The following is a 23,704-nucleotide window of genomic DNA, read 5'->3' as shown; positions in this document are numbered from 1 at the left end:
CGGAGTGTGCGAGCAGTAATCCCATCGAGCTGTGACACGGAGAACTTGCGATGTGTGGTATTGTCGGTTTGTTCTTGAAGAACCCCAAACTTGAGCCACAGCTTGGCAGTCTTTTGTCCAATATGCTGGAGACGATGACTGATCGTGGTCCCGACAGCGCGGGCTTCGCAGTGTACGGCTCGGATGCTGCGGGCGTGAAGCTGACATTGCGCGGTCCTGATCAGGCGGCGCTGCGCAAGGCGGTTTCCGGCCTTGAGGAGGTCTTTAAGCGCACCTTCGAGAAGACGGAGCGCGACACGCACACCGTGCTGTCTGTACCGGCCGAGCGCGAAGAGCAGATTCGGTCCTGGCTCGGCGCCAACACGTCCGGCATTGATATCGTCAGCTCGGGTCGCCGTATGGAGATCTACAAGGAGGTCGGTCTGCCGGCTTCTGTCGCCGAGCGCTTCAATCTTGCCGGTATGTCCGGCAGCCACGGCATCGGCCACACCCGTATGGCGACCGAGAGTGCCGTGACCACGAACGGCGCCCACCCGTTCTCCACGGGGTCAGACGAGTGCCTCGTGCACAACGGCTCGCTGTCGAATCACAACGACATGCGCCGGCGCCTTGAGCGTGAGGGCCTGAGCTTCGCAACCAAGAATGACACCGAAGTCGCTGCTGGCTACCTGAGCTGGCGCATGCGGGAGGGCGCGTCGCTCAAAGAAGCCCTCGAGTCGAGCCTGACCGACCTCGACGGCTTCTTCACCTTCGTGGTCGGAACTGAGACCGGCTTCGCGGTCGTGCGCGACCCGATCGCCTGCAAGCCCGCCGTCATGGCGGAAACGGACGATTACGTCGCCTTCGGTTCCGAATACCGCGCCCTCGTCGGCCTGCCTGGCATCGACAAGGCCCGCGTCTTCGAGCCCGAGCCGGCCAAGGTCTACGCCTGGGAGCGCCACTGATGCCGACCTATGACCTGAACAATGCGCCTTTGCGCGAGCTCAACCGTGCGCTTCACGCGCTGCGGCCGGACACCAACGAGACGCATTGGACTGTGCGGGGCCCGGACGGGCGCCACGCCATCGCGGCAGGCCTCGACGCGCCGATCAGCGTCGAGATCGAGGGCAACGTCGGCTACTACTGCGCCGGCATGAACAAGCTCGCGAGCGTGGTCATCAACGGCAACGCGGGGGTGGGTGTCGCCGAGAACATGATTTCTGGCTTCGTCCACGTGCGGGGCGACGCCAGTCAATCGGCGGGCGCCACGGCGCATGGTGGCCTCCTTGTGATCGACGGCAATGCAGGTGCTCGCTGCGGCATCTCGATGAAGGGCGTCGACATCGTCGTGAAGGGCTCAATCGGCCACATGTCGGCCTTTATGGCCCAAGCTGGCACGCTGACCGTGCTGGGCGATGCCGGCGAGGCACTCGGCGACTCACTCTACGAGGCCAAACTGTTCGTTCGTGGCTCGGTAAAGAGCCTCGGCGCCGACTGCATCGAGAAGGAGATGCGCGACGAGCACCGCGAGCAGCTCTACGCCAAACTGAAGCTCGCTGGACTCGCGGGCGAAATCGATCCGTCCGAGTTCAAGCGCTACGGCTCGGCGCGTAACCTCTACCATTTCCACGTCGACAACGCCGGAGCCTACTGATGGCCGAGCATTCGAAGGATCCGCGCGGCACCCCGCGCACCAAGCCGCGCTTCTCCGCGACTTACACGCCCGACGTGATGTCCGAAATCCGTCGCGCTGCGGCCACCGGCATCTATGACATCCGAGGCGCTGGCGCGAAGCGCAAGCTGCCGCACTTCGATGACCTCCTATTCCTCGGCGCCTCGATTAGCCGGTACCCGTTAGAGGGCTACCGCGAGCGCTGCGGCACGGAGGTGGTGCTCGGCTCCCGGTTCGCGAAGAAGCCGATCGAGCTGAAGACTCCGGTCACCATCGCCGGCATGAGCTTCGGCTCACTGTCGGCGAATGCCAAGGAGGCGCTCGGGCGCGGCGCCACGCTCGCGGGCACCTCCACCACCACGGGCGACGGCGGTATGACGCCGGAGGAGCGTGGTCACTCACAGAAGCTCGTGTATCAATACCTGCCCTCGCGTTACGGCATGAATCCGGATGACCTGCGCAGGGCCGACGCGATCGAGGTCGTGATCGGGCAGGGCGCCAAGCCCGGCGGCGGCGGCATGCTGCTTGGCCAGAAGATCACCGAGCGGGTCGCTGGCATGCGCTGCCTGCCGCCAGGGGTCGACCAGCGCTCGGCCTGCCGCCATCCGGACTGGACAGGTCCGGATGATCTTGAGATCAAGATCGAGGAACTGCGGGAGATCACCGACTGGGAAAAGCCGATCTACGTGAAGGTTGGCGCCTCGCGGCCCTATTACGACACCGCGCTTGCAGCGAAGTCGGGCGCCGACGTGGTGGTGCTTGACGGTATGCAGGGCGGCACCGCGGCGACGCAGGATGTCTTCATAGAGCACGTCGGCATCCCGACACTGGCGGCAATCCGCCCCGCCGTACAGGCGCTGCAGGATCTCGGCTTGCATCGGAAGGTGCAACTCGTGGTGTCAGGCGGCATTCGTTCGGGCGCTGACGTGGCCAAGGTTCTGGCATTGGGCGCCGACGCGGTCGCGATCGGCACCGCGGCGCTGATCGCGCTCGGTGACAACGACCCTCGCTGGCAGGCCGAATACGAAGCCTTGGGCACCACGGCTGGCGCCTACGACGACTGGCATGAGGGTAAGGATCCCGCCGGTATCACCACGCAGGACCCGGAGCTTTCGAAGCGCCTCGACCCAGTGCTCGCGGGGCGGCGGCTCGCGAACTACCTCGCGGTCATGACACTGGAGGCGCAAACCATCGCCCGGGCCTGCGGAAAGAGCCACCTGCACAACCTTGAGCCTGAAGATCTGGTGGCGCTCACGATCGAAGCCGCTGCGATGGCCCAAGTGCCGCTCGCTGGCACCGGTTGGGTCCCGGGCAAGACGGCTCTCTAAGAACACTGCAAAGGCCGCTCCCTCACGGGGGCGGCCTTTGCCAATAAGGCACCCTATCCATCTCCGCCCTAGGGAGGGCTTCGCGATGACGCTCGATCTCGAGACCGCCGCTAAAGAGCGCGGCATCAAGTACTTCCTTGTCTCCTATACGGACCTGTTCGGCACCCAGCGCGCCAAGCTCGTACCGGCGGCCGCTATCCGCAGCACTTGCAAGAACGGGGCGGGCTTCGCCGGCTTCGCGACATGGCTCGACATGAGCCCGGCCGATGCGGACCTCCTCGCGGTACCCGATCCGGACGGGCTGATCCAGCTGCCCTGGAAGCCCGAGGTCGGCTGGCTGCCCGCCGACCTCGTGATGGATGGCAAGCCCGTCGAGCAGGGCCCGCGCAACATCCTCAAGCGCCTGATCAAGGACGCCGCCCGTGACGGGCTGCAGATGAAGACCGGGGTCGAGTGCGAGTTCTTCCTGATCACGCCCTGTGGGTCCGAGCCGGCGGATCTGGCCGACAAGCAGATGAAGCCTTGCTACGACCAGTCCGCCCTGATGCGCCGCTACGACGTCATCACCGAGATCTGCGACGCGATGCTCGCGCTCGGTTGGAAGCCGTACCAGAACGACCACGAGGACGCGAACGGCCAGTTTGAGATGAACTGGGACTACGACGACGCGCTCGTCACGGCCGATCGGCACGCCTTCTTCAAATACATGACCCGCTCGATTGCCGAGAAGCACGGGCTTCGAGCGACATTCATGCCCAAGCCTTTCATGGATCTGACGGGCTCAGGCTGTCACGCCCACGTCTCAGTTTGGCGCGACGGGCAAAACATCTTCAGCGACAAATCCGATGAGATCGGCATGTCGAAGGAGGGCTACCACTTCATCGGCGGCCTGATCCATTCGGCCGACGCGCTCGCGGCAATCACCAACCCTTGCGTGAATTCCTACAAGCGCATCAACGCGCCGCGTACCACGTCGGGCGCCACTTGGGCCCCCAACACCGTCACCTACACGGGCAATAACCGCACCCATATGATCCGGATCCCGGACGGCGGCCGTTTCGAGTTTAGGCTCGCGGACGGGGCGGCAAATCCCTACCTCCTCCAGGCTGGGATCCTGGCCGCAGGCCTCGATGGGATGCGCAACCGGCGTGATCCAGGCAAGCGTCTCGACATCAACATGTACACCGACGGTCACACGGTCGAGGGTGTTAAACAGCTGCCGCTGAACATGCTCGATGCGATGCGGGCACTCGACCGCTGCGACGTGCTGAATGACGCGTTCGGCAGCTTCGTACCAAGCTACCTCAAGCTCAAACAGGAAGAGTGGAATTCCTACTGCCGCCATCTAACTCAGTGGGAGCGCGACAACACGCTCGATTGCTGAGGTAATTGCGTCGCCGGGCGGTCGTGCCGCCCGGCGCGACTGATCAAGTTAGCCCAGTACGCAACGACCTGCTCGGTCATAGAACACCTAAAGGCAGCACGCATGAGCGAACGGATCATCCTCCGCGCCGGCGAAGCCCTCGTGGCGGGCGGCCCTCCGAACACGGCCTCCGAGCCGGAAGTCATCATCGGTGAACTCGACGGGCCGGTCGGCACCGCACTCGCGACGCTGACGGGCGACCAAGTGGTGGGCCACAGCCGCGTCTTCGCGCTGCTGAACACCGACATCATGGTCCGCCCGGTGACGCTCTGCGTCTCCAAGGTCAGCGTCACCGAGAGCAAGTACACGTCGATCCTGATGGGCACGGTGCAGTTCGCCATCGCCAACGGCGTGCTCGACGCCGTGCGGGCGGGCTACATCCCGAAGGAGAAGGCCAACGACCTCGGCATCATCTGCTCGGTCTGGCTGAGCCCCGGCGTGATCGAGGCCGAGACGGTCGACCACAAGGCGCTGTTCGAGATCCAGCGCAAGGGCATGACCGAGGCGATCCGCAAGGCCATGACCAACGAGCCGTCGATCGACTGGCTCCTGGAGAACCAGGACAAGATCGTGCACAAGTATTACAAGATGGGCCTCGAAGGGAAAATCTGACTGCATAAACAGCTTTAGCGTCTCACAGTAGATTTGCAGGGCGCAAGTAATCGAGAGAACCTTGCAGCGACGGCCGTCTCGCGTTGGTAGCGGCAACTCTGACATCAGGTTTGAGCCCTCATGCGACCTTCAGAAATCCTGGCCGAGGCCCATTTCGAAAGACGGCTTGAGATAATCTCTGGCTTACTGGCGCGGACACTCGATGCGCATCGGCTCGATGATGAGCTGTGGGCATTGATAGTCACGCGAGTATTTGGCCAGGCAGCTCCTGCTAACGCTTGGCTGCGAGAGGACGATCTTCGCCTCCTCGGCGGCCTCGACTCGAGCATGTGCTTGGCCAGAACCGTCCTTCCAGGTTGGCGGCTCCGACTGATCTGCCGGCCGGGAGAGCGTCCCGTAGCCTATTGCGATCGGTGGGGGTGTTGGCCGGGTCCATCCACGGCAGCAGACGAGCCGCTAGCCGTTTGTGCTGCGCTTTTACGCGCGGTCCTCGCTGAAGCTCGGCATACCTCGAAACGTCGCGACCGCACGTCGTCCACACACTGGCTGGGCGTAGCGTGGGCTAGCCCTCGTGTACTGGCCGAGAAAATGCTGCAGCATTCGCGGCCCGAAGGGTCAAATACCGAACCGTGCCACAGCGCAGTACGTCGAGGATGTATATAATCCTCCGCGAGGACCAACCAGCTGATTGATTATGAGCTTAGTCAAAGCTGAGTTTACGGTGATTTAGCGTCGCCAAACACACAGGCCCGACCCTCCGCTAGTTTATGCCGTTTTTTCTTCTGAGCCTTCCTCCCATAAGTCACCTAAGTCACACATTCCGAGTTCTTGGGGGCGAAGGAGTGTCACCGCACTGCCCGAAAGGCAACTGTACTGCGGTCGTACGGCCGCAAACAAAGGCCCGCCTCAGTCTAGCTGGGCGGGCCACTTCGTATCAGCCGAGCATCGCTCAAAGCCACTTCATCGTCACGCAGCGCGGTGGCGTGAACTCACAAAATTCTCGTTGTTGCAGGAAATCCGATCCCTCGAACTCTGGAGATTGGGAACCGGACGGAGGCTGTCGGCGAGTCGAACAGCAAGTCCAAACCTCGCTGATACAGCAAGGCGGAAGCCGTAGTAGATTGACGCGGTAAGACCGGCACAGATGATATAGTAGAGCAGCAGGGCGGCCATCGGATTTGCCATCTTTTTCTGTTGGTGATCCTTATGTGGCGTCGCACAACGAAAACCGGTAGCGGGGGTTTCACATCTCGGCCATGCTCCATGCGCATGAGTTTAGACGCTGATCCGATCGGGTTGCGTCGGAACCAGCGACGGCGAGATACATCCCTGCATTCGGTGGCCGTGAGCAGGTAAGCTTCGCTCGCTGGCGTCCCGAAGATCTACACGGCAGGAACTACGGTGCCTCCGAGGGTAGCTGTCGGCTTCGAAGGCGACCTCATTCTGAGCTGTCGAGAGCGCGAACAAGCTGAAGGTAGCGCCGGACGCCGCGCAGTAGAACAGCCGTAGCCCGATCACCCCGGTACTTTCGCGAGAATCGCTGACCTCATGTGCTGGTTGAATGTCGAGCCGCGCTGACTCGGGCCAGGGGCTGGCGTCGATACCTCCCGCGCCGGCAGGTGGTATCCTGGTGCACAGTATGAGGGTTCGCTCTCGTGGCGACGGATCTCCATCGGGGGCATAAGTGAACAGGACGACTTTGGCTCAGGAGATTGGCTTCCTCCTCGTTCCAGGTTTTGCACTCCTGTCTTTTGCTGCCGCTTGCGAGCCTTTTCATGCAGCGAATCGCCTCGCTGGATGTTCGCTATACCGATTGCGCTTCTTCGGCGATGAGACTGCGGGCCGCGTCGCTGCTTCGTCCGGAGCGGAGATCCCCGTCGAACCATTACCGTCAGACCGAGGGGCGCTGCACACAGTCTTCGTTTGTGCAGACGGCGAACCGGCAACATGGAAGCAACCGGCTGTTCACGCCGCACTGCGATGTTTGGCTCGCAGTGGAACCCGCATAGGCGGAATATCCGGCGGCACCTACGTGGTGGCGGCGGCAGGACTTCTTGAAAATTCCGATCTCACCATAGGCGGGGAACACGCTGCCGCTTCGATGAAAGAACGTCAGGATGTGACGCCCGATCTCGCCCGCGTTGTTCTTGCTGGAGATCGCGTGACTTGCGCCGGTGGCATTGCCGCTCTCGACCTGATGCACGCGCTTATCGCTGACCGCCTGGGCGAAGACTTTGCAAAGCGAGTTTCAGACTGTCTTCTCCATACCCCAATAGGCGCGCCGGAACACCTGCAGGGCGCCTCTCTCGCTGAGCAATACGGCGTTCACCACCCCGCGCTGATTGCAGCCATCGAAATTATGCACAGGACCGTGGAAGCTCCTCTTAGTCGTGGGGGGATGGCTGCACGCATCGGGCTGAGTGAGCGCCAACTTGACCGGCTCTTCCGTGAGAAGCGGCGATGCAGCTTCTCAGAACAGTACCGGAAGATCCGCCTAGACCACGCCAAACGCCTGCTGCGTCAGAGCTGCCTGCCAATTAGCTCTATTGCCACGGCGACAGGCTTTTCAAGCCTCGCACACTTCTCGCGATGCTACCGAGCCTATTTCAGCTATAGCCCATCAGTAGAACGGCTGCCTGAATCCGCCTTTCCTGTCAGCGCCCGTAAAACTGACTGCGAGGGGAACGAGGATCCGCGCTGATCCCCAGCGAGTCAACCAGCGACGATCCGCTCGTCGAGCTTCCGGTCGACGATCTCGACCGTGCGGTCGATCTCGGCGCTGGGCTCGCCGAGCTGGTGCGCGATCAGTTTCACGAGCAGATCGACCCGCTCGATGTAGGGCGCGCCGTTCGCCACCGCCCGCGCGGCCGAGGACGGCTTCAGCAGGCTCTCGGCGGCCTTGGCGTATTTCTCGAACGGCACCTGATCGGCCGGATCGGCGCCGAGCTTCCGGGCGATTGCGTCGACGTGATCGTAGATCGCCCGCGAGCGCGCCAGATCGCCGTGGACGGCGTCGTGGATCGACTGCGGCTCGCCCGGGGTGATGCAGCGGTAATTGCCGGTCAGCAGCATCGACCACTTCGCCAGCGGCACGAACAGCGAGTCGAACACCTTGAGCTTGACCGGCACGTCCTGCCCGTCGAGGCGCACCGCGTCGATGTCGGCCTCCAGCTCCCGGAGCATCCGGTTGTGCGCCGCGTCCGCGAAGGTCGCAGCCTTGAAGTTCGTCGGCAGCCCGACATGCAGGACGTTGGCCTCCTCCTCGGGCGGCCGGAAGGCCTGCGGGTCGGGGGAGCAGAGCGACATCAGCCCCGGCTCGAACCGGTCCCAGACGCCGGCATTGGTGTAGGCGTCCTCGAGGTCCATGGCGGCCAGCGCCGGGATCCGCTTGAGATAGGGCAGCGGCGGCATGTTCATGATCGACAGGCACGGCAGCCTCGCCGCCGCGATCTTGATCATGAGGACGCGGATCGTGTGGTTGTTGTACTGCGGCTCCTGCATGGCGAGACCGACGAGGTCGTAGCGCGACACGTCGACGTCTTCCGGCGGCATCGCGTCGAGCTTGCCGGGCAGGTCGCGCGACAGGATCGAGCGGTGGTTCGGCTCGTCGCGCAGCTTGATGCGGACCTCGGTGCCCGCCCGGTTGATCAGGTCGGCGGTCTTGCGCCGGCAGACCAGGGTCACGTTGTGACCGGCCATCAGGAGCTTGGTCCCCAGCAGCGAACCGTAGGAAGCTCCTAAAATTAAAATGCGACGTGTCACGGCTACTCCCATAGTTCGTCCTACAAGCTGGTTTCGATGCCAGCAGCTTCCGACCCGGCGCTGCTAATTGGGAGCTGTAATGGGAGCTGGCGCGGCCGCGGCCCCGCAACTAATCTTGGAGACTGGATGTCGACGAGGATGTTGATAGTCGCGCGGCGGCTGCAGTTGTTGCCGGAGGCCAGAATCCTCATTCCGCGGCAGTCCACGGGACTACGTTCCAAATAGCCGATCCGACGCTCCGGGCCGCGCGCAACTTGCCAAATTAAGCCGGACTACGGGGATATATAATGATGGAGAGATATGTCATTGGGGTTCTTATATGCTGGACTGGGCCGTGCAGCCCCGCCGAGTCAAACATCAGCGAGTCACCGGGCCGGAGAAAGTAATCCTGGCCGGAGTGTCTGTAGATTACCTCGCCGGTCAGCATGTAGATGAATTCAATACCGGCGTGGCGGAAACTCGTGTAGGGCTCGGCATCCTCTTCCAGCGTGATCAGATAAGGTTCGACGGCGACGTCGCCTCTCAATGAGGCTCCCAACAGCTCGTAGATATGCCCGGCCTTCGTACCGCCTCTCTCGATCAGAACTCCCTGCCCACCCTTCACAAAGGAACAGTCACGCTTCTCCTCAAAAGTAGAGAATAGAGAGCTGAGTGGCACATTGAGCGCGTTCGCGAGCGCGTTGATCGTCGACAAGGACGGGGATATCTGCCCATTCTCGATTTTCGAAATCATCGCGAGTGAGATGCCCGCGGCTTGTCCGAGTTCCGCAGCGGTGAGATCGCGCTCGCGTCGGAGGATTCTTACCTTATGCCCCAGTGCTTTCTCTAGCGGCCTTGCGCTCTCCTGCGGAGCGCTGGACGCCGTCGTGAGCTCCGCCTCGGGAAGAGTCGAGACTGATCTTACCTGGACACGGGAGTTTGGCGGCACGGGAGATTTGGTGACCTGCGACATGGGCCTGCCTTCGCCTCTTTCCGACAGAACAAGCGACGTTCTGCGCTGGCGTGTCGTGGAGAGCCGCAGCATCTGCTATTCGTGCAGCAGTCTGGCTAAGATGGGCCGCGGTCGGTTAGCGATGCCGGCACCGTAAGGTGCCGGTGAGGCACCTCCGGTGGACATGGGCACCAGCCGCCCCTGGTCCGCTGGCGCACCAGAAGGCGAATCTCTCCATTGCTCCGTCAGATCAGTGCATTGGAGCGTGCTCGACCTCGTAGCCGAACTCCGCCGCAGCGTGAGTTAGCCAAGACCAAAAGCTGCCTGCAAAACTGCGCGCGACGGCGATATCGTAGGTCGGCGCCTCATCCCGCTGCCAGATCTGCGCGTTGATGTGCGCTATGTTCGTTACCGCAGCTTGCCCGGCTCGGAAGGCGCGCGGATGCAGGTCCACCGCCACCCCCTTGGCCAGCATCGCGCGGGCTTGTCGGCCCGAAACGCGCACCAGGGCGCGTCCATCGCTCTGGTCGGTCACTGCCGCCACGCCGCGAAGAATCTCCGCCAGAGCCGCTAAGTCCCGCCGGAACTCGGCCACTGCGAGCCACTGGCCGGGCGCTGACCAGACAAGGCCTTTCTCGCCTTCGATGCTCGTTTTTCCAGCTCTGGGTAAGAGCAAGCCAAGCTGTTCCGCCAAGATCTGCCGGAGCTTGGTCTCCTGGTCATCCGCTACGATGATTGTAGCGAGGCCAATCTCATCCCGGAGTGAGAGCCGGATGCCTGCTTCACCCTGCAAGCGGCCGTGCCGCCCATTGCGGGCGATTCCCGCCCAGGCGCTACGGGGCTGCCACGCGCTCGTCATCACTGCCTCAGACACGCAGCTTCTCCTCTTTCGGGTCCACGAAGGCGGGCGAGCAGATCTCGACTTCGACATCGCCGCCGCGCACGGGATCATAGGCGCGCACGCGCTCCCCGTGGCGCTCAGGTCCGCGCCGGATCAGGCCGATGCCGATCCAGTGGCCGAGGCTGGGCGAGTAGGCGACTGAGGTCATGTAACCCTGGTCACCACTCAGGCTCGGCTCGGCGCCGACCGCGAGGAAGTGGGCGCCGGCACGTAGGCGCTGCTTCGGATCAACCGGGCGGAAGCCCACAAGGACCGGGCGATCAGGATCGGTCAGAGCGGGCCGCTCCTTCATCAGGCGCCCGATGTAGTCCTTCTTCTTGGCGAGCATACCTCCGAGACCGAGGTCGCGCGCGGTGGTCTGCCCGTTGATCTCGGCGCCTGCTGCGTGGCCCTTTTCGATGCGCATCACCGACAGCGCCTCGGAGCCGTAAGCCGTGATCCCATGGCGCGATCCCGCCTGCATGATGGCCCGCCAAGCGGCGTCGCCGTAGGCCGCCGGTACCGCGAGTTCGTAGGCAAGTTCACCCGAGAAGGAGATCCTGAACAGGCGCGCCGGGATGCCTCCGCCCACTGTCACGTCAGCGCAGGCGAGGAACGGGAAGGCCTCGTTGCTGATGTCAAAGCCGGGATCGACGACGCTGCGCAGAGTGTCGCGGGCACGCGGGCCGGCGATGGCGTATTGCGCCCACTGTTCGCTGATCGAGGCAATCTGCACATCGAGCTCTGGCCAGAGCCACTGGCGACAGAACTCGAGGTGCTGCATCACTCTCGCCGCGTTCGCGGTAGAGGCCGTCATGACGTAATGCGTGTCGGCCATACGGGCGATGGTACCATCGTCCATCACGAGGCCGTCCTCGCGCAAGAGCACCGCGTAGCGCGCTTTGCCGACGGGCAGCGTCCCGAATGGGTTGGCGCACACGCGCTCGATGAAAGCTAGCGCGTCGCGACCCTGGATGTCGATCTTGCCGAGTGTGGTGACGTCGCAGACACCGACTTTGCTGCGGACGGTGTTCACCTCGCGGTTGACGGTCTCGAGCCAGTCGGTCTCCCCGGCTTTCGGAAAGTAGGCTGGGCGCAGCCACAGGCCGGTCTCGACGAAGACCGCGCCCTGCTCCTCGCACCAGGCATGCGAGGGTACGTGACGCGTTGCCCGGAACTCCTTACCACGATGATGACCCGCGAAAGCGCCGATCGCCACGGGTGTGAAGGGCGGACGGAACACGGTCGTGCCGACGCTCGGCACCGCCTGGCCCGTCAATTCGGCCATGATGCTCAAGCCGGCCAAATTCGACGTTTTGCCCTGGTCGGTGGCCATGCCGAGAGTGGTGTAGCGCTTGAGGTGCTCGACTGCTCGGAAGCCCTCGCGGTGGGCGAGCTCCACGTCGGAGGCCGCCACATCGTTCTGGAAATCCACGAACGCCTTGCCCTTTGGCTTGGCCACCCGCCAGAGGGGCGTGTGCTCGGTACTCTCCGGATCCGTCTTGAGGCGGTCGGAAGCCGCCGCTTTGAAGCCGCACTCCGTTGCAGCTTCGGCGCCCGCTTGCGCGCCGGTCTCCAGACACTCGGCCAGAGTCAATCTTCCGGCAGCGGCGCCAACCGCGGCCATTCCGGAGGGCAGCGTGGCCGGCACGAAAGCGTGGATGGCTTCGTTCCATACCGGTCGGCGTGACAGGTGCGAGTCGAGATGAACGATGGGATTCCAGCCATTGGCCATCGCGAGGCAGTCACAGGCGATGGTCTCGGAACTGCCATAGGCATCAACGACCTCAACGGCCTCAAGCGCCAGCTTTCCTTTAGTCCCGGAGACGTAGCCACCTGCGACGACCCGTGCCCCTGCGGCTTCGGCCTCACGCCGCAGAACCGGCGATACGGACGACCGAGGGTCAATGACCGCGACGACCTCCCCCCCCGCAGCCCTGACGTCGCTGAGCGTACGCCAGCCATCATCACTGGAGGTGAAAATGGCCACACGCCGACCTGGAAGGACGCCGTAGCGGTTGACGTAGGCCCGTACGGCACCCGCCAGCATCACGCCCGGTCGGTCATTGCCACCGAAGACGTGCGGACGCTCGATCGCGCCGGCAGCGAGTACCGCACGCTTTGCCGTAATACGCCACAGGCGCTGTCGTGGCGCGTGAGCGGCCGGCACGGCCAGATGATCACTGACCCGCTCGACAGCCCCGTAGGCGCCGTGATCATAGACACCGAACAGGGTCGTGCGGCTGAGGATGCGCACTTCCGCCATACTCTGCAGCTCGGCGATCGCTTCCTCTGCCCAATCAACGCCGGAGCCTGACCCGATTTCACGGCGCTCGGAAAGTAGACGACCTCCGAGCTGATAATCCTCATCCACCAGGATCACTCGCGCGCCGGATCGCCCGGCCGCGAGCGCTGCCGACAGGCCGGCCGGGCCGGCTCCGATGACGAGCACGTCGCAGAATGCGTGCTCCCGATCATAGGTGTCCGGATCGGGAGCGTTCGCCGCTCGACCAAGTCCTGCCGCGCGCCGGATCATCGGCTCGTAGAGCTTCTCCCAGAAGGAGGCTGGCCACATGAAGGTCTTGTAGTAGAAGCCTGCCGCGAAGATCGGGCTCAGGAGCGCATTGACTGCCAACGCATCGTGTTTCAGCGAGGGCCAGCGGTTCTGGCTTACTGCCTCAAGCCCTTGGTAGAGCTCGGCCACGGTGGCGCGCGTGTTCGGCTCGCGGCGCGCACCTGTGCGTAACTCAACAATCGCGTTCGGCTCCTCCGAGCCCGCCGAGAGGATACCGCGGGGGCGGTGGTACTTGAACGAGCGCCCGACAAGACGCACACCGTTGGCGAGAAGCGCCGAGGCCAGCGTGTCGCCCTGGAAGCCGGTGTAGCGGGCTCCATCGAAGCTGAAATCGAGGGGGCGACGCCTATCGATCAAGCCGCCGCTCGCGGTGCGAAACGCGTGGGTACGACCAGCGGAAACAGCGGCGACGCCGGCTTCCGAGCGCCTCAGGCTGATGGTGGTCATGCGGCTTCTCCCGTCCGGCGGGTGCGGGCGACGTCGCGAGCGGGCGAAACGTCACTGATTGTATGGGTTCGCGTATCGCGGGTGACGACGAGCCAAGTCCGGCAGCCGGCCGCGTGATACCAGAGCTCGCGGTGCTCGCCCGCGGGATTGTCGCGCAGGTAGACGTAGTCGTGCATGGTGGAGGCGTCCGTCTCCATGCCATCGGGGCGCGTCAGCGTCGCGTCGCCGAAATAGCTGAACTCGCCGTTGTCCCGCTCGCCGCAGTAGGGGCATCGAATGCGCATGATCTGTGACCCTCAGTGCAGGTTCGGCTGGGCACCCATGCCCTTCTCGTCGATGAGGTGGCCCGTGGCGAAGCGGTCCAGGCGGTAGGCTGCAGCGTCCGTGTGGGGTTCGTCACGGGCAATCAGGTGGGCAAAGCAGAACCCGGCCGCCGGCGTCGCCTTGAAGCCGCCGTAGCACCAGCCCGCATTGAGGTAGAGGCCGCGGATGTCGGTCCGGTCGATGATCGGGCTTCCGTCCATCGACATGTCCATGATGCCGCCCCAGTGGCGCAGGAGCCGCAGGCGACCAAGGCCTGGCCAGAGGGCCATGCCTCCCTCCATGACATCCTCGATCGTGGCGAGATTGCCGCGCTGCGCATAGGAGTTGTAGCCGTCGATATCGCCGCCGAACACGAGTCCGCCCTTGTCCGACTGGCTGACGTAGAAGTGGCCCGCCCCGAAGGTCATCACGCAGTCGATGAGAGGCTTTACGCCCTCGCTGACGAAGGCCTGCAACACATGGCTTTCGATGGGCAGCCGCATGTCGACCATGGACGCGAGCAACGAACTGGAGCCGGCCACCGACAACGCGACCTTCTTGGCGCGGATGAAACCACGGCTCGTCTCGACGCCAACCACGTGACCGTTCTCACGTCGGATACCTGTGACAGCGCAGTTCTGCACAATATCGACGCCACGTTGGTCCGCCGCGCGGGCGTATCCCCATGCGACCGCATCGTGCCGCACAGTCCCGCCCCGGCGCTGCAGGAGCCCGCCCTTCACGGGAAACCGCGCGTTGTCGAAATCGATGAAGGGCACCATGGCGCGCACCCCCTCGCGATCGAGGAGTTCAGCGTCGATGCCCGCCATCCGCATAGCATTCCCGCGGCGGGCATAAGCGTCGCGCTGTCCATCCGAATGGTAAAGGTTCAGCACGCCGCGCTGGCTGACCATCGCGTTGTAATTGATGTCCTGCTCCAGTCCTTCCCAGAGCTTCATGGAGTGCTCATAGAAGGGAATGTTGCCGGGCAGCCCGTAGTTCGAGCGCACGATCGTTGTATTGCGACCAACATTGCCCGAGCCAATGTGGCTCTTCTCGAGCACAGCCACATTGGTGATGCCATGCTCCTTGGCCAAGTAATAGGCCGTGGCAACACCGTGCCCGCCACCACCCACGATGACGACATCGTATTCTGTCTTGGGTGCCGCATCGCGCCACTGCGGCTTCCAATCCCGCTGGCCTCGTAAGGCCTGGCCTAAGACGCTGAAGACGGAGTAGCGCATGGATGAAACCGTTTTGCGTGACAGCGGCGTGTTGAAGCCTTGATAACCGCCAACCGGAGAGGCAGGCTGGCAATTTACGACAACCTTCCAGCAAATTCCGCAGAAATGAGTAGCGAAGCTCTGGTCTCCACCCGCACAAAGCCGGGACGCAAAGCACCGAGGGTTGAGGCTCCAGCGACCCTGACGGTCGGCTTCGTACTCGTGCCCGAGTTCCCGTTGATGGCCTACACAGCCGCGATCGAGCCGCTGCGAGCCGCCAACACCCTGTCGGGTTGCCGCCTGTACGATTGGTGGCATGCTGCGCCCGGCGGCGGTGTCGTCAGGGCCTCGAACGGGGTTACGATCCTCTCAGACGTCGAGGTGGGGGCGACAGCACGCGAGGCTGAGCGGATCTTTGTCTGCGCCGGCGGCAACCCGGCCGATTTCGACGATCCCGCTTTGTCGGGGTGGCTGCGTGACCTTGCGCGGCGCGGTGTGACCATGGGCGGAATTTCGGGCGGTCCTTACATCCTAGCCCGGGCTGGGCTCCTCGACGGGCGCCGCTGCACCTTGCACTGGGAGCACGTTCCAGCCTTTGAGGAGCGTTACCCTTCGATCGAGGTCGTGCGCTCCCTCTTCGAGATCCACGGCGATCGCATCACGTGCTCTGGAGGAATTGCAGCCCTGGACCTGATGCTGAACCTGATCGAGCGCGACCATGGCCCTGGGCTCGCCGCAGGCGTCAGTGACTGGTTCCTGCATAACCAAATTCGCGAGGGCTTGAGTCCACAACGAATGGACCTGCGTCAGCGCTTCGGCGTGCGTGACCCGCGGCTGCTTCGTGTGCTCGGGGCGATGGAAGCAAATCTGGAGACACCACTCTCGCGCGCCACGCTGGCAAATCTCGCACGGGTCTCAGTGCGACAGCTGGAACGGCTGTTCCACGATCTCCTTGGCCAAGGGCTCCATCGACATTATCTCAACCTGCGCCTCGACAGAGCGCACCAGCTCGGCCGGGAGAGCTCCTTGAGCAGATCTGAAATTGCGACTGCAACCGGCTTCGCCAACTCCGACGAACTGTCCCGAGCCGAGCGTCGGCGACGATTGCAAGCGGCGGCACCAAATTGAGGTCCACGCAACGAGCGATCTGGCCTCTCTTCGCCTTGAACCGCCGCCCCTGTGTGGCACCTCAAGCACGCTCAAAGTACAGTATCGCTTCGGACCCTCGCCACTGCTCTCTCCCGAGCCCGCAGCCAACAAAAACACTGATCTGGCAGCAGGTGGTCCCGCCGGCCGATCTCGTGTACCCCTGCCTTAAACTCGACTTCGTGACCGGCTATTTCTCCGGTATCTCGTCACATGAACTGGCTTGGCGACGAGTCTCCGCAAACAATATTGAAATCTTGCCGCGCGGAATGAAGCGGGCCACATTGGTCTCGCTTACTGCGGAGGAAAAAACTGGCCAAGTCTTTTGACAAGATAACGTTCGGAAGTGACCTCGGCCTTGCGGTATATTCTTAACTTGCAATTTTTGACACTGCCCTTGCTGATTTTCAATTTCTGAGCAATCTGTCCAGTATTGTCGCCCTTCATAATTAGGCTTAATATTCCCCGTTCTCGCGGAGTGAGCGCCTGAATAATGGCTGCGGCCGCCTCATAGTCGACCGGTGCATCCGCAGAAGCCGATTTCGGCTCAAGTGTGAATATGCGGCCTCCCGGCGCAAGCAGGAAGTTCCGGTCAAATGACTCCGTCCGCAGCAGGAAGTCCCTGGTGGAGATCGTATGAAAGTCTGCATTTCCGTTTATGCTCTCAAGCATAGATTGAATGGACGGATCCGCATTACGCGCAAGCGTCCACGATTCGTTAGCATAAACCTCCGCTCCGTGGCGGTCACGGATCAAGGTCGGCCGCAAAACTAATTCCGCGGACTTTCCAGCATCAGTGCAACGAAGATTGTTGAACAAATGCCCCAGGTGACTCTTGTGGAAACCCTCGAGTGCAGGAAATATGAGCTTCGCGCGCCGGACGTCAGCCGGTGTAAAAAGCCCCTTCTCTCGTTCAAGGAACACTCCAAAACAACAATGCCCGACTGTCGAAAAAATTATTCCCATTTCGTCTGCAATATTAGCGGCCGCGGTGAAAATCTTAGCATAAAGATCCGATTCTTTTCCAGTTCCCGTCAATTCCGCAAGCGTGAGTACACCAGAGCGGCCGAATTTTTTCCAGTAAAGAGAGAACGGATCTATGTATAAACACTTCTTATTATAAAAATCCACGGTGCGTTGAGGCACATTAGAGGTATATAGAACATCCGGCGGCGCAACCCGTGAGTATCTGATAATCCAGGCCGAATCAGTTTGAATGCATCGTGCCAGCAGGTTAAGCAGGCTCTGATGGAAGCCATCAGTACCGATCGAAGCTGCCAGTCTGCCTAGCTCTTTGAACCACTCACCATCAGTGAGCTGCAGCGGCTTTATCCCTGAAATTACGTCACTCATTCCCGGGGTGCCTGCACGATCGCGCCCCCCATTCTCGCTGATGGCGGAGCCTCCTCGGGGCGAACCTATTAGCACTTTCCGGCCTGCTCAAGGTCGTGGCAAGCCGCCCTACCAGGCAGGGAGAGCCTCTCCAAAACGACAGAGCAAATTTACGGCCAGATACGCGTCGTTAAAGTCACAATCTTGCGACCGCCCTCCCGGGTCCCCTGCGGGAAAGCGGTGCCACGGGTCGAGCTGCCGAGATGACGCTGCTTGAGGACCCGCTGTTAAGGCCAGGCCGCCCGCGAGGTAGTTCTTTGTTCCGGCACAAATTCTGCCCCGGCGGACTCCGGGTTGCGAAAGGTACCGGACGTGGGATCACGGCCTCTCTTCAATGCAAAATCGCCGAAGGCGACGCGACCGACTGGAAGGTCGCGGCGCCCTCGGCGATGAAGTCGAAATCGGTGGCTCGTCTTAGCCGATCACGCTGTCCGCTCCTCTACTGGATGCGTCCGCAGCCGCATCGGATCGTAGAAGGGAGTGCGGACGACGTTAGCCGTCAGCCTGCCTTTGTCAGTCTGGACCTCGACCTCCGTGCCGAGCGCGGAGAGCTCCGGCGGCAGATGAGCTAGGCCCAGCGACTTCATAAGATGGCGGCTGTAGGTTGTGCTGTTGACCGTCCCAACCTCCCGACCATCTTTGAAGATCTTGGAACCGGGCGGCACAGCATCATCGTGCAGGATCTCAAGTCCGACCTGCTTGAACCGCTCCTTGCCCTTCTTCATCTGAAGAGCCGCTTTGCCCCGGAAGTCGGGTTTGCCGAGGTCCACCGTCCAATCCGCACCAACCTCCCAGGGCGTCGTGTCTGGCTTAGGCATGTCAAACGGGAAGAACAGAAGCGCTCCTTCGACGCGGACAATATCGAGGCAGTCCCAAGAGGCCGCAACGATGCCGAACGGTTTGCCCGCTTCCATGATCGCGTCCCAAATTCCGATCGCATCCTGCGACGAACAGAAAACCTCGTAACCGCGCTCGGCAGAGTAGCCGCCGCGAGCCAGCGAGACGTCCTTCCCGAACAGCTTTGTTCGGGCGTGCTCAAAGTATTTGAGTTCCGCCAAGTCGAGTGGCGTGTGGGGCTTGAGGATATCGAGTGCGAGAGGCCCCTGCAGAGAGAGGATATGGATATCGTCGTCTCGCGCTGCCTGTACGTTGCGCCCCTCTGTGAACTCGGGCAGCACGTCCTCCAAGCTTCCCCCGCCGTGCGAGATCCGGAAATGCTGCGCTCCATCGCGGTAGACGAGCACGTCGTCGATCAAAGAGCCATTCTCGTCAACGATATTGCTGATCGCTGATTGGCCCGGCGAGAGTCTACTCACGTCGCTCGTGAGCATCGCGTTGAGCATCGCCTCGGCGTCAGGACCGGACACATTGACGATTCGCAATCCCGTCACGTCGAACAGGCCAGCCCGCGAGCGGACGACGGTCGTCTCCTCATAGCGGTCCGTACTGTAGCTCTGAGGGATGGGCATCCCGTTCCACTCTGCGTCAAGCTTAGAGCCGAGAGCAAGGTGGCGCTCATTCAGAACCGACTGGCGCGGGAGATTTTTGTAGCTCATGTGCTTATTCCTTACGGTGTTTCGGCCAGCTAAACCGAGAAGGACGAGAATATCGCGCGCTTAGAGGTTGCCGGGCCAGGCGGTACTGATGTCCCACAGCCGGGCAATGAACCAGTTGCTCGAAGAAGTCAGGATTCTGAGCTAGGGATCTCAGCCGCGAAGCGCTTATGGACACGCTCGGGCATGCGCCAGGTGCCGCGGAAGCCTTTGCGGATCGCGAAGCCGTCTCCGGGCCCGAACTCTTGGACAGCGCCGCTATCCTCATCCGTGACGATGATGCGTCCTTCGATGATGGTCGCCATCTCGTTGAACGGATAATGGGTCAGCCTCATGGTTCCGGGAGTGCAGGTCCAAACTCCGGCGAGGAAGTTACCTTTCTCGTTCGTCATGAAGACATCAAGAACCTGCTCACAGGTGCCCTCGACGATTTCGCCCAGAGTTGCGGGACCTCGCACCTCTTTACCGCTCTTGCTGCCATTTGGGTCTAATTTGACTAGGACCTGCGTCGTCATTGCTCCCCCTAATCTCGCTGCTCGCATGAAACCCAGATCGGTACGACGAGGATCGAATTGCAGAAAAGATTACATTCGTGAAGGCGGCAAGCTTACTCCACCCGCACGGCCGGTTCCTCAGCGGTCTATGAGCCGCCCTTTTCGGCTATGACCTTCCGACTATGAATGCGCCGTATCGCAACCGCGCACTCGCCCTGTTCCTTGCCCTCGGGTGCGTGGCGTCTGCCCTGCACCCTAAAGTGGCGCCGCGTCAGATCGTGAAGAACCAGTTGGATAGCAGCAGGACCACCACACCGGCGACCAGAGCCAGATAGGGCAGGACTCCGGCCTTGCGCTCAGCCATCGCCCGCTCCGTCCCGACATGCAGGTCCTCGAACATCTCTGCCGGGAACTTGCCACCGTCCTGGATGTAGTGCCGGAAGCAGAAGACCGGGATGATCATCGCTGCCGTTATAAGCCCGGCCCAGAGAGCCACCGGATTCCAGACCTTCGCTCCAGCCCCAAGAAAGACGACATTCACGAAGGAGAAGAGCACGCCGAGTCCGAGCACGAATGTCGGTGCCCGATAAGGGCGCGGCACCGCCGCGGAATCTATACGATGGATCCAGGCCGAGTTCAGGTTGAGGAAGTTGAAGATGATGTAGCCGCAGTTAGAGACAGCAAGGATGAAGAAGAAGCTTGTCGCGTCGGCGCAGGCGATGGCGAGGATCACCAGGTTGAAGCACAGATCGGTCCACATGGCGCGGGTCGGAGCCCCGTGGCTGTTGACGTGACTCAGGTAGCGGGGCAGCCAACCGTCGACTGAGCCCTGGTAGAGCGTGCGCGACGAGCCTGCCATCGCCGTCATGATGGACAGAATGAGAGCCAGGATCATCAGCATGACCAAGGCACTCTCGACGATATGGCCGCCACCAACCATGTGGGCGAGTGCGGCCGCAACGCCTGAGCCGTCGGCAATCGAGGGATCAAGCATGCCTTCAACGCCCAGCATGCTCTGGAAAGTGAAGGGCACGAGCGTGAACAGCACAAGGCAGAGCAGGCCAGAGTAGAAGATTGCCTTGAACGTGTCCTTGGCCGGATCCCGGAACTCGCTCGTGTAGCAGATCGCCGTCTCGAACGCGTAAGTCGACCATGCCGCGATGAACATGCCCCCCAGCACCAAGGTCCAGCCAGCGATGTTCCACTCGCCAGACGCCGGTGCGTTCGGCGCTGCCAGCGGTACAAGCGGCGAGAAATTGGACCAGTTCACGCCGTTGATCAAAAGTGGGATAACGCCGACAATGAACATCGGAATGATCACGATCAGGCCGATGTATTTTTGCACGCTGGCTGTGCCGGAGACACCACGATGCTGGATTGCAAACACGGCGAGCATCAGAGCAGCGCCGATGAAGAAGGCAGCGTTGAGCGACAAGGAAACTGGACCAAAGCTGGTCTGGAACAGCGACCAAGTCCGGATGCCGGGCGACAGCGCGGCAATTGCAGCAGCCGTCTTGTCGGCATCCGACATCTGCAGACTCGCGCCATGGGTCGCAAGCCAGTCTACCACCGCGGCCGAGGTCGCTGCCGGTTGAGGCGCGAACGCATTGAGGATGTAGGCAGCTGCGATCGAACATCCGAGAGAGAGCACGGGCGACCATGCTACCCAGTTACACCAGACAGACAGGGGGGCAGTGAGCTTCGAGTACCGCACCCATGCGGCCGCTCCATATACAGAAGCGCCGCCTGACTTGTTCGGAAATAAGCCGGCGATCTCTGCGTAGGTAAACGACTGAAGAAATCCCATGATCATGGACAACGTCCAGATCAGAAAGGCAAGCTTGCCAGTGTTACCAGCAATACCTCCGACGGAGAACAGGACGAGGGCCGGCACACCGCTAGCAACCCAGAATGCGCCGGTCCAGTTGATCGAGCGGTGAAGCTTACGGTCCTCCGACGAATGTATTGTAGAAGCGGTGTTGATCAATGTGGGACTGGCCGTCCCGGACGATACCGTGTTCATAGGGATACTCCTTGGTCTTGTTTCCCGCACCTTAGGCTGTGCTATTTTCTTGCTTCTCCCGTGATGCGCTCACGACGCTGACACGCTGTGTTCGGCCGGCTGGACAGCCATGCTGAAATCGTGGATCGAGTCGGGGGCGCAGATTCTCTCCACCGACCACTGTCAATCCCGATCCGGCAAACTCTGCAGATTTTATTGGCGGTTATGGCCAATAGTCGTAGCTATCTTTGTGAGATGCCGCATTATTTCTGCCCCGGTCTCTTCCGGCAACTTAACTTCGCTTACCGCTCGTGCCATGCAGTCGAGCCATAGCGTCCGCAGGGAAGGCCCGATCTCGATGTGCTCGTGGATCCGCGTTAGGTTAGCATGCCCGAATTTCTCGACGTACAGCTTGGGCCCTCCGAAAAATCCCGACAAGAACCTAAATTGTTCGGCCCTGGAATGGCCGATGCCGTGGCCACGCAAATGAAGAAGGTGCAACTTCTCGGCCGCCGGGTCTTGCTCGACGATGTCGTAGAATTTGCCCACTAGGAGGCGGAGCTTATCCTCGCCTATCTCGTTATAGAGATTCCGCATGGCCCAAACTCCAAGCAAATTCGCCTAGCGCGATCCCGCCCGTCGATCTCCGATCGTAAACTGTCGTCTGGGGCGCGCCTGATGATTTGAAGTGCTCCTCATGATTAGTCTGCTCGTCTAAATTCCCGTTTGGGCGGAAGCGGACCAAGCATGTACTGGGGCCGTTCGCCTCTTCTCACGGGGGATCTAGGTGGGATCCCCTTGCGCACTCGATCGCGATTGCGCCGCCCCCTTGTGAGCGCCGCCCTTAGCAACCGCCCGCTGCAGTGATCATTGCCCATCATTTGCGTCAGGCTGCACTCGCGGTTCCGCATCTTAAGTAGGCAACGAAGGCTGGTCGGGCTGAATTCCGAGCGATAACGGGGCGCCGTCGTCGGTCGCTTCCAGACGCGAGATGACGTGGGCCACATACCGTGTCAGGCCTTTATACTCCGCCAACTCTGGCGGAAGACCTTTCAGGACACGATGAAGGCGCTTGCGCCACTTCTCAACTCGTTCTATGTCCTTGAGGCTGATTAGGTAACACCGAATACCGAAAAGGATGGCATTTGACCGAGGCAGCCGGAAGAGAGTCTGCAGCTCAACGCGGAGGTGAACCTTCTGAGCCACGTTCTCGGGCGTCACCGTTGTGCGATCAGGTCCCCAGTCTGGATAGTTCTCCGGTGACGTGTCGAGGCGCGGGTTGATCGTCATCGTCCAGTTCAGGCGACGCACAGGATGACCGTACTGTAGCCGGAGCAGGTACTGCAGCGCGCGGTCGAACACGCCGATGTCGTGGGCGAGCGGCACGGGCCCATGCCACTCGTGGAAGCTCATGCCGATGTCAAATTCAAGCGACCAGTCCGCTTGGGTCGTCACCATACCGCCGTCGACGTAGAGATTGTTATCTCTCTGGTCCTGCAGTGTGAAATCGCCCTGCGCCTGCCGTGTAATATACTCGAACGGCTCGCAAGGAAGCGTGCTGGCATCGCCGAAGACAAAGCGCTGGTCTATACCCAACGGGCGGTTGACCCAGTGCCAGTTGGACCCGGCTTTATTTAGCGTGAAGTGCTCGGGATAATCCGCCGCCAAGCTTTCCATGATGAGCTCGAGCGTATCCCACTGAGCTGGCATCATGTGCGGCAGCACTTGGCAGCGCTTAGGGTCATTTTCCAACACTATCGCGCGCTCGCGGCATTCGGCCACGTAATGTTCATCAACATCGAATGCATGATCGAAGACGGGACTTCCACCGCCCTTGACATGCGGCTCGATGTTTACCGAGTACATGTATTTGTCTTCAGAAAACGGAAATGGAAATCGGAGAACGGCTGAGTCGCTGTTTTTGTAGGTAAAATCGTCGCGGAAAGTCTCGTTGGGTTTGAATTGGATACCCATATTTACCT

19 protein-coding genes are annotated in these 23,704 nt (G+C 61.6%); 7 read left to right on the top strand and 12 right to left on the bottom strand.

The genetic code is table 11. The features are described from left to right. Window positions 1–50 precede the first annotated feature (50 nt). The 6 genes from ACYCO6_RS18195 (at window position 51) to ACYCO6_RS18170 (ending at window position 7,715) form a co-directional block, all read left to right on the top strand. A complete protein-coding gene (locus tag ACYCO6_RS18195) occupies window positions 51–944 on the top strand; it encodes a class II glutamine amidotransferase (RefSeq protein WP_459761908.1) in 894 nt (297 codons plus the stop codon). Continuing rightward, window positions 944–1,633: a GltB/FmdC/FwdC-like GXGXG domain-containing protein gene (locus tag ACYCO6_RS18190; RefSeq protein ID WP_127992405.1), complete on the top strand. Its 690-nt coding sequence runs from the start codon at window positions 944–946 to the stop codon at window positions 1,631–1,633. Before ACYCO6_RS18195 ends, ACYCO6_RS18190 begins: the two co-directional genes overlap by 1 nt. Then, entirely contained in the window at window positions 1,633–2,979 is a 1,347-nt protein-coding gene (locus ACYCO6_RS18185) for an FMN-binding glutamate synthase family protein (protein ID WP_127992406.1), read from the top strand. The genes ACYCO6_RS18190 and ACYCO6_RS18185 overlap by 1 nt, the downstream gene beginning before the upstream one ends. Before the next feature lie 85 nt (window positions 2,980–3,064). Then, a complete protein-coding gene (glnT, locus tag ACYCO6_RS18180) occupies window positions 3,065–4,363 on the top strand; it encodes a type III glutamate--ammonia ligase (protein ID WP_459761905.1) in 1,299 nt (432 codons plus the stop codon). 102 nt (window positions 4,364–4,465) lie between these two features. Further along, window positions 4,466–5,014 (top strand): formaldehyde-activating enzyme, encoded by a 549-nt coding sequence (locus tag ACYCO6_RS18175; protein ID WP_305539148.1) that lies wholly within the window; start codon window positions 4,466–4,468, stop codon window positions 5,012–5,014. A gap of 1,699 nt (window positions 5,015–6,713) precedes the next feature. Then, window positions 6,714–7,715: a GlxA family transcriptional regulator gene (locus ACYCO6_RS18170; RefSeq protein ID WP_459761902.1), complete on the top strand. Its 1,002-nt coding sequence runs from the start codon at window positions 6,714–6,716 to the stop codon at window positions 7,713–7,715. Between the two features lie 11 nt (window positions 7,716–7,726). On the opposite strand, the gene ACYCO6_RS18165 is transcribed toward ACYCO6_RS18170, so the two are convergent. From ACYCO6_RS18165 to ACYCO6_RS18140, 6 genes are all read right to left on the bottom strand, one after another. Next, on the bottom strand, window positions 7,727–8,776 hold the full coding sequence (locus ACYCO6_RS18165; protein WP_459761900.1) for a ketopantoate reductase family protein: 1,050 nt from the start codon (window positions 8,774–8,776) through the stop codon (window positions 7,727–7,729). A 262-nt stretch (window positions 8,777–9,038) separates the two neighbouring features. Further along, a complete protein-coding gene (locus tag ACYCO6_RS18160; RefSeq protein WP_459761898.1) occupies window positions 9,039–9,728 on the bottom strand; it encodes a helix-turn-helix domain-containing protein in 690 nt (229 codons plus the stop codon). A 229-nt stretch (window positions 9,729–9,957) separates the two neighbouring features. Next, window positions 9,958–10,581 carry a sarcosine oxidase subunit gamma gene (locus tag ACYCO6_RS18155; RefSeq protein WP_459761896.1) on the bottom strand — a complete coding sequence of 208 codons (624 nt, stop codon included), beginning with the start codon at window positions 10,579–10,581 and terminating at the stop codon, window positions 9,958–9,960. After that, a complete protein-coding gene (locus tag ACYCO6_RS18150) occupies window positions 10,574–13,609 on the bottom strand; it encodes a sarcosine oxidase subunit alpha family protein (RefSeq protein WP_459761894.1) in 3,036 nt (1,011 codons plus the stop codon). Before ACYCO6_RS18150 ends, ACYCO6_RS18155 begins: the two co-directional genes overlap by 8 nt. Continuing rightward, on the bottom strand, window positions 13,606–13,893 hold the full coding sequence (locus ACYCO6_RS18145; protein WP_459761892.1) for a sarcosine oxidase subunit delta: 288 nt from the start codon (window positions 13,891–13,893) through the stop codon (window positions 13,606–13,608). Before ACYCO6_RS18145 ends, ACYCO6_RS18150 begins: the two co-directional genes overlap by 4 nt. A 12-nt stretch (window positions 13,894–13,905) precedes the next feature. Then, window positions 13,906–15,156, bottom strand: coding sequence for a sarcosine oxidase subunit beta family protein (locus ACYCO6_RS18140; RefSeq protein WP_459761890.1), 1,251 nt, complete (start codon window positions 15,154–15,156; stop codon window positions 13,906–13,908). Window positions 15,157–15,261: 105 nt separating this feature from the next. Here ACYCO6_RS18140 and ACYCO6_RS18135 point away from each other — a divergent pair, with 105 nt between their 5' ends. After that, complete coding sequence (locus tag ACYCO6_RS18135; RefSeq protein ID WP_459761888.1) at window positions 15,262–16,263, top strand: GlxA family transcriptional regulator; 1,002 nt, start codon at window positions 15,262–15,264, stop codon at window positions 16,261–16,263. Between the two features lie 312 nt (window positions 16,264–16,575). On the opposite strand, the gene ACYCO6_RS18130 is transcribed toward ACYCO6_RS18135, so the two are convergent. From ACYCO6_RS18130 to ACYCO6_RS18105, 6 genes are all read right to left on the bottom strand, one after another. After that, window positions 16,576–17,634 carry a helix-turn-helix transcriptional regulator gene (locus ACYCO6_RS18130; protein WP_459761886.1) on the bottom strand — a complete coding sequence of 353 codons (1,059 nt, stop codon included), beginning with the start codon at window positions 17,632–17,634 and terminating at the stop codon, window positions 16,576–16,578. A 461-nt stretch (window positions 17,635–18,095) separates the two neighbouring features. After that, window positions 18,096–19,229: an aminomethyltransferase family protein gene (locus tag ACYCO6_RS18125; protein WP_459761884.1), complete on the bottom strand. Its 1,134-nt coding sequence runs from the start codon at window positions 19,227–19,229 to the stop codon at window positions 18,096–18,098. A 128-nt stretch (window positions 19,230–19,357) separates the two neighbouring features. After that, a complete protein-coding gene (locus tag ACYCO6_RS18120; protein ID WP_127992419.1) occupies window positions 19,358–19,741 on the bottom strand; it encodes a cupin domain-containing protein in 384 nt (127 codons plus the stop codon). 250 nt (window positions 19,742–19,991) lie between these two features. Beyond that, window positions 19,992–21,743, bottom strand: a complete 1,752-nt coding sequence (locus tag ACYCO6_RS18115; RefSeq protein ID WP_459761881.1) for an APC family permease — start codon at window positions 21,741–21,743, stop codon at window positions 19,992–19,994. A 192-nt stretch (window positions 21,744–21,935) separates the two neighbouring features. Continuing rightward, complete coding sequence (locus ACYCO6_RS18110; protein ID WP_459761879.1) at window positions 21,936–22,319, bottom strand: group II truncated hemoglobin; 384 nt, start codon at window positions 22,317–22,319, stop codon at window positions 21,936–21,938. Between the two features lie 315 nt (window positions 22,320–22,634). Continuing rightward, window positions 22,635–23,696 (bottom strand): heme-dependent oxidative N-demethylase family protein, encoded by a 1,062-nt coding sequence (locus tag ACYCO6_RS18105; protein ID WP_459761877.1) that lies wholly within the window; start codon window positions 23,694–23,696, stop codon window positions 22,635–22,637. Window positions 23,697–23,704 lie beyond the last annotated feature (8 nt).

It is taken from the genome of Methylobacterium sp. CM6257 (assembly GCF_054611515.1).
The sequence above is the reverse complement of the archived record's forward strand: the minus strand, read 5'-3'. Positions and strand labels throughout refer to the sequence as shown.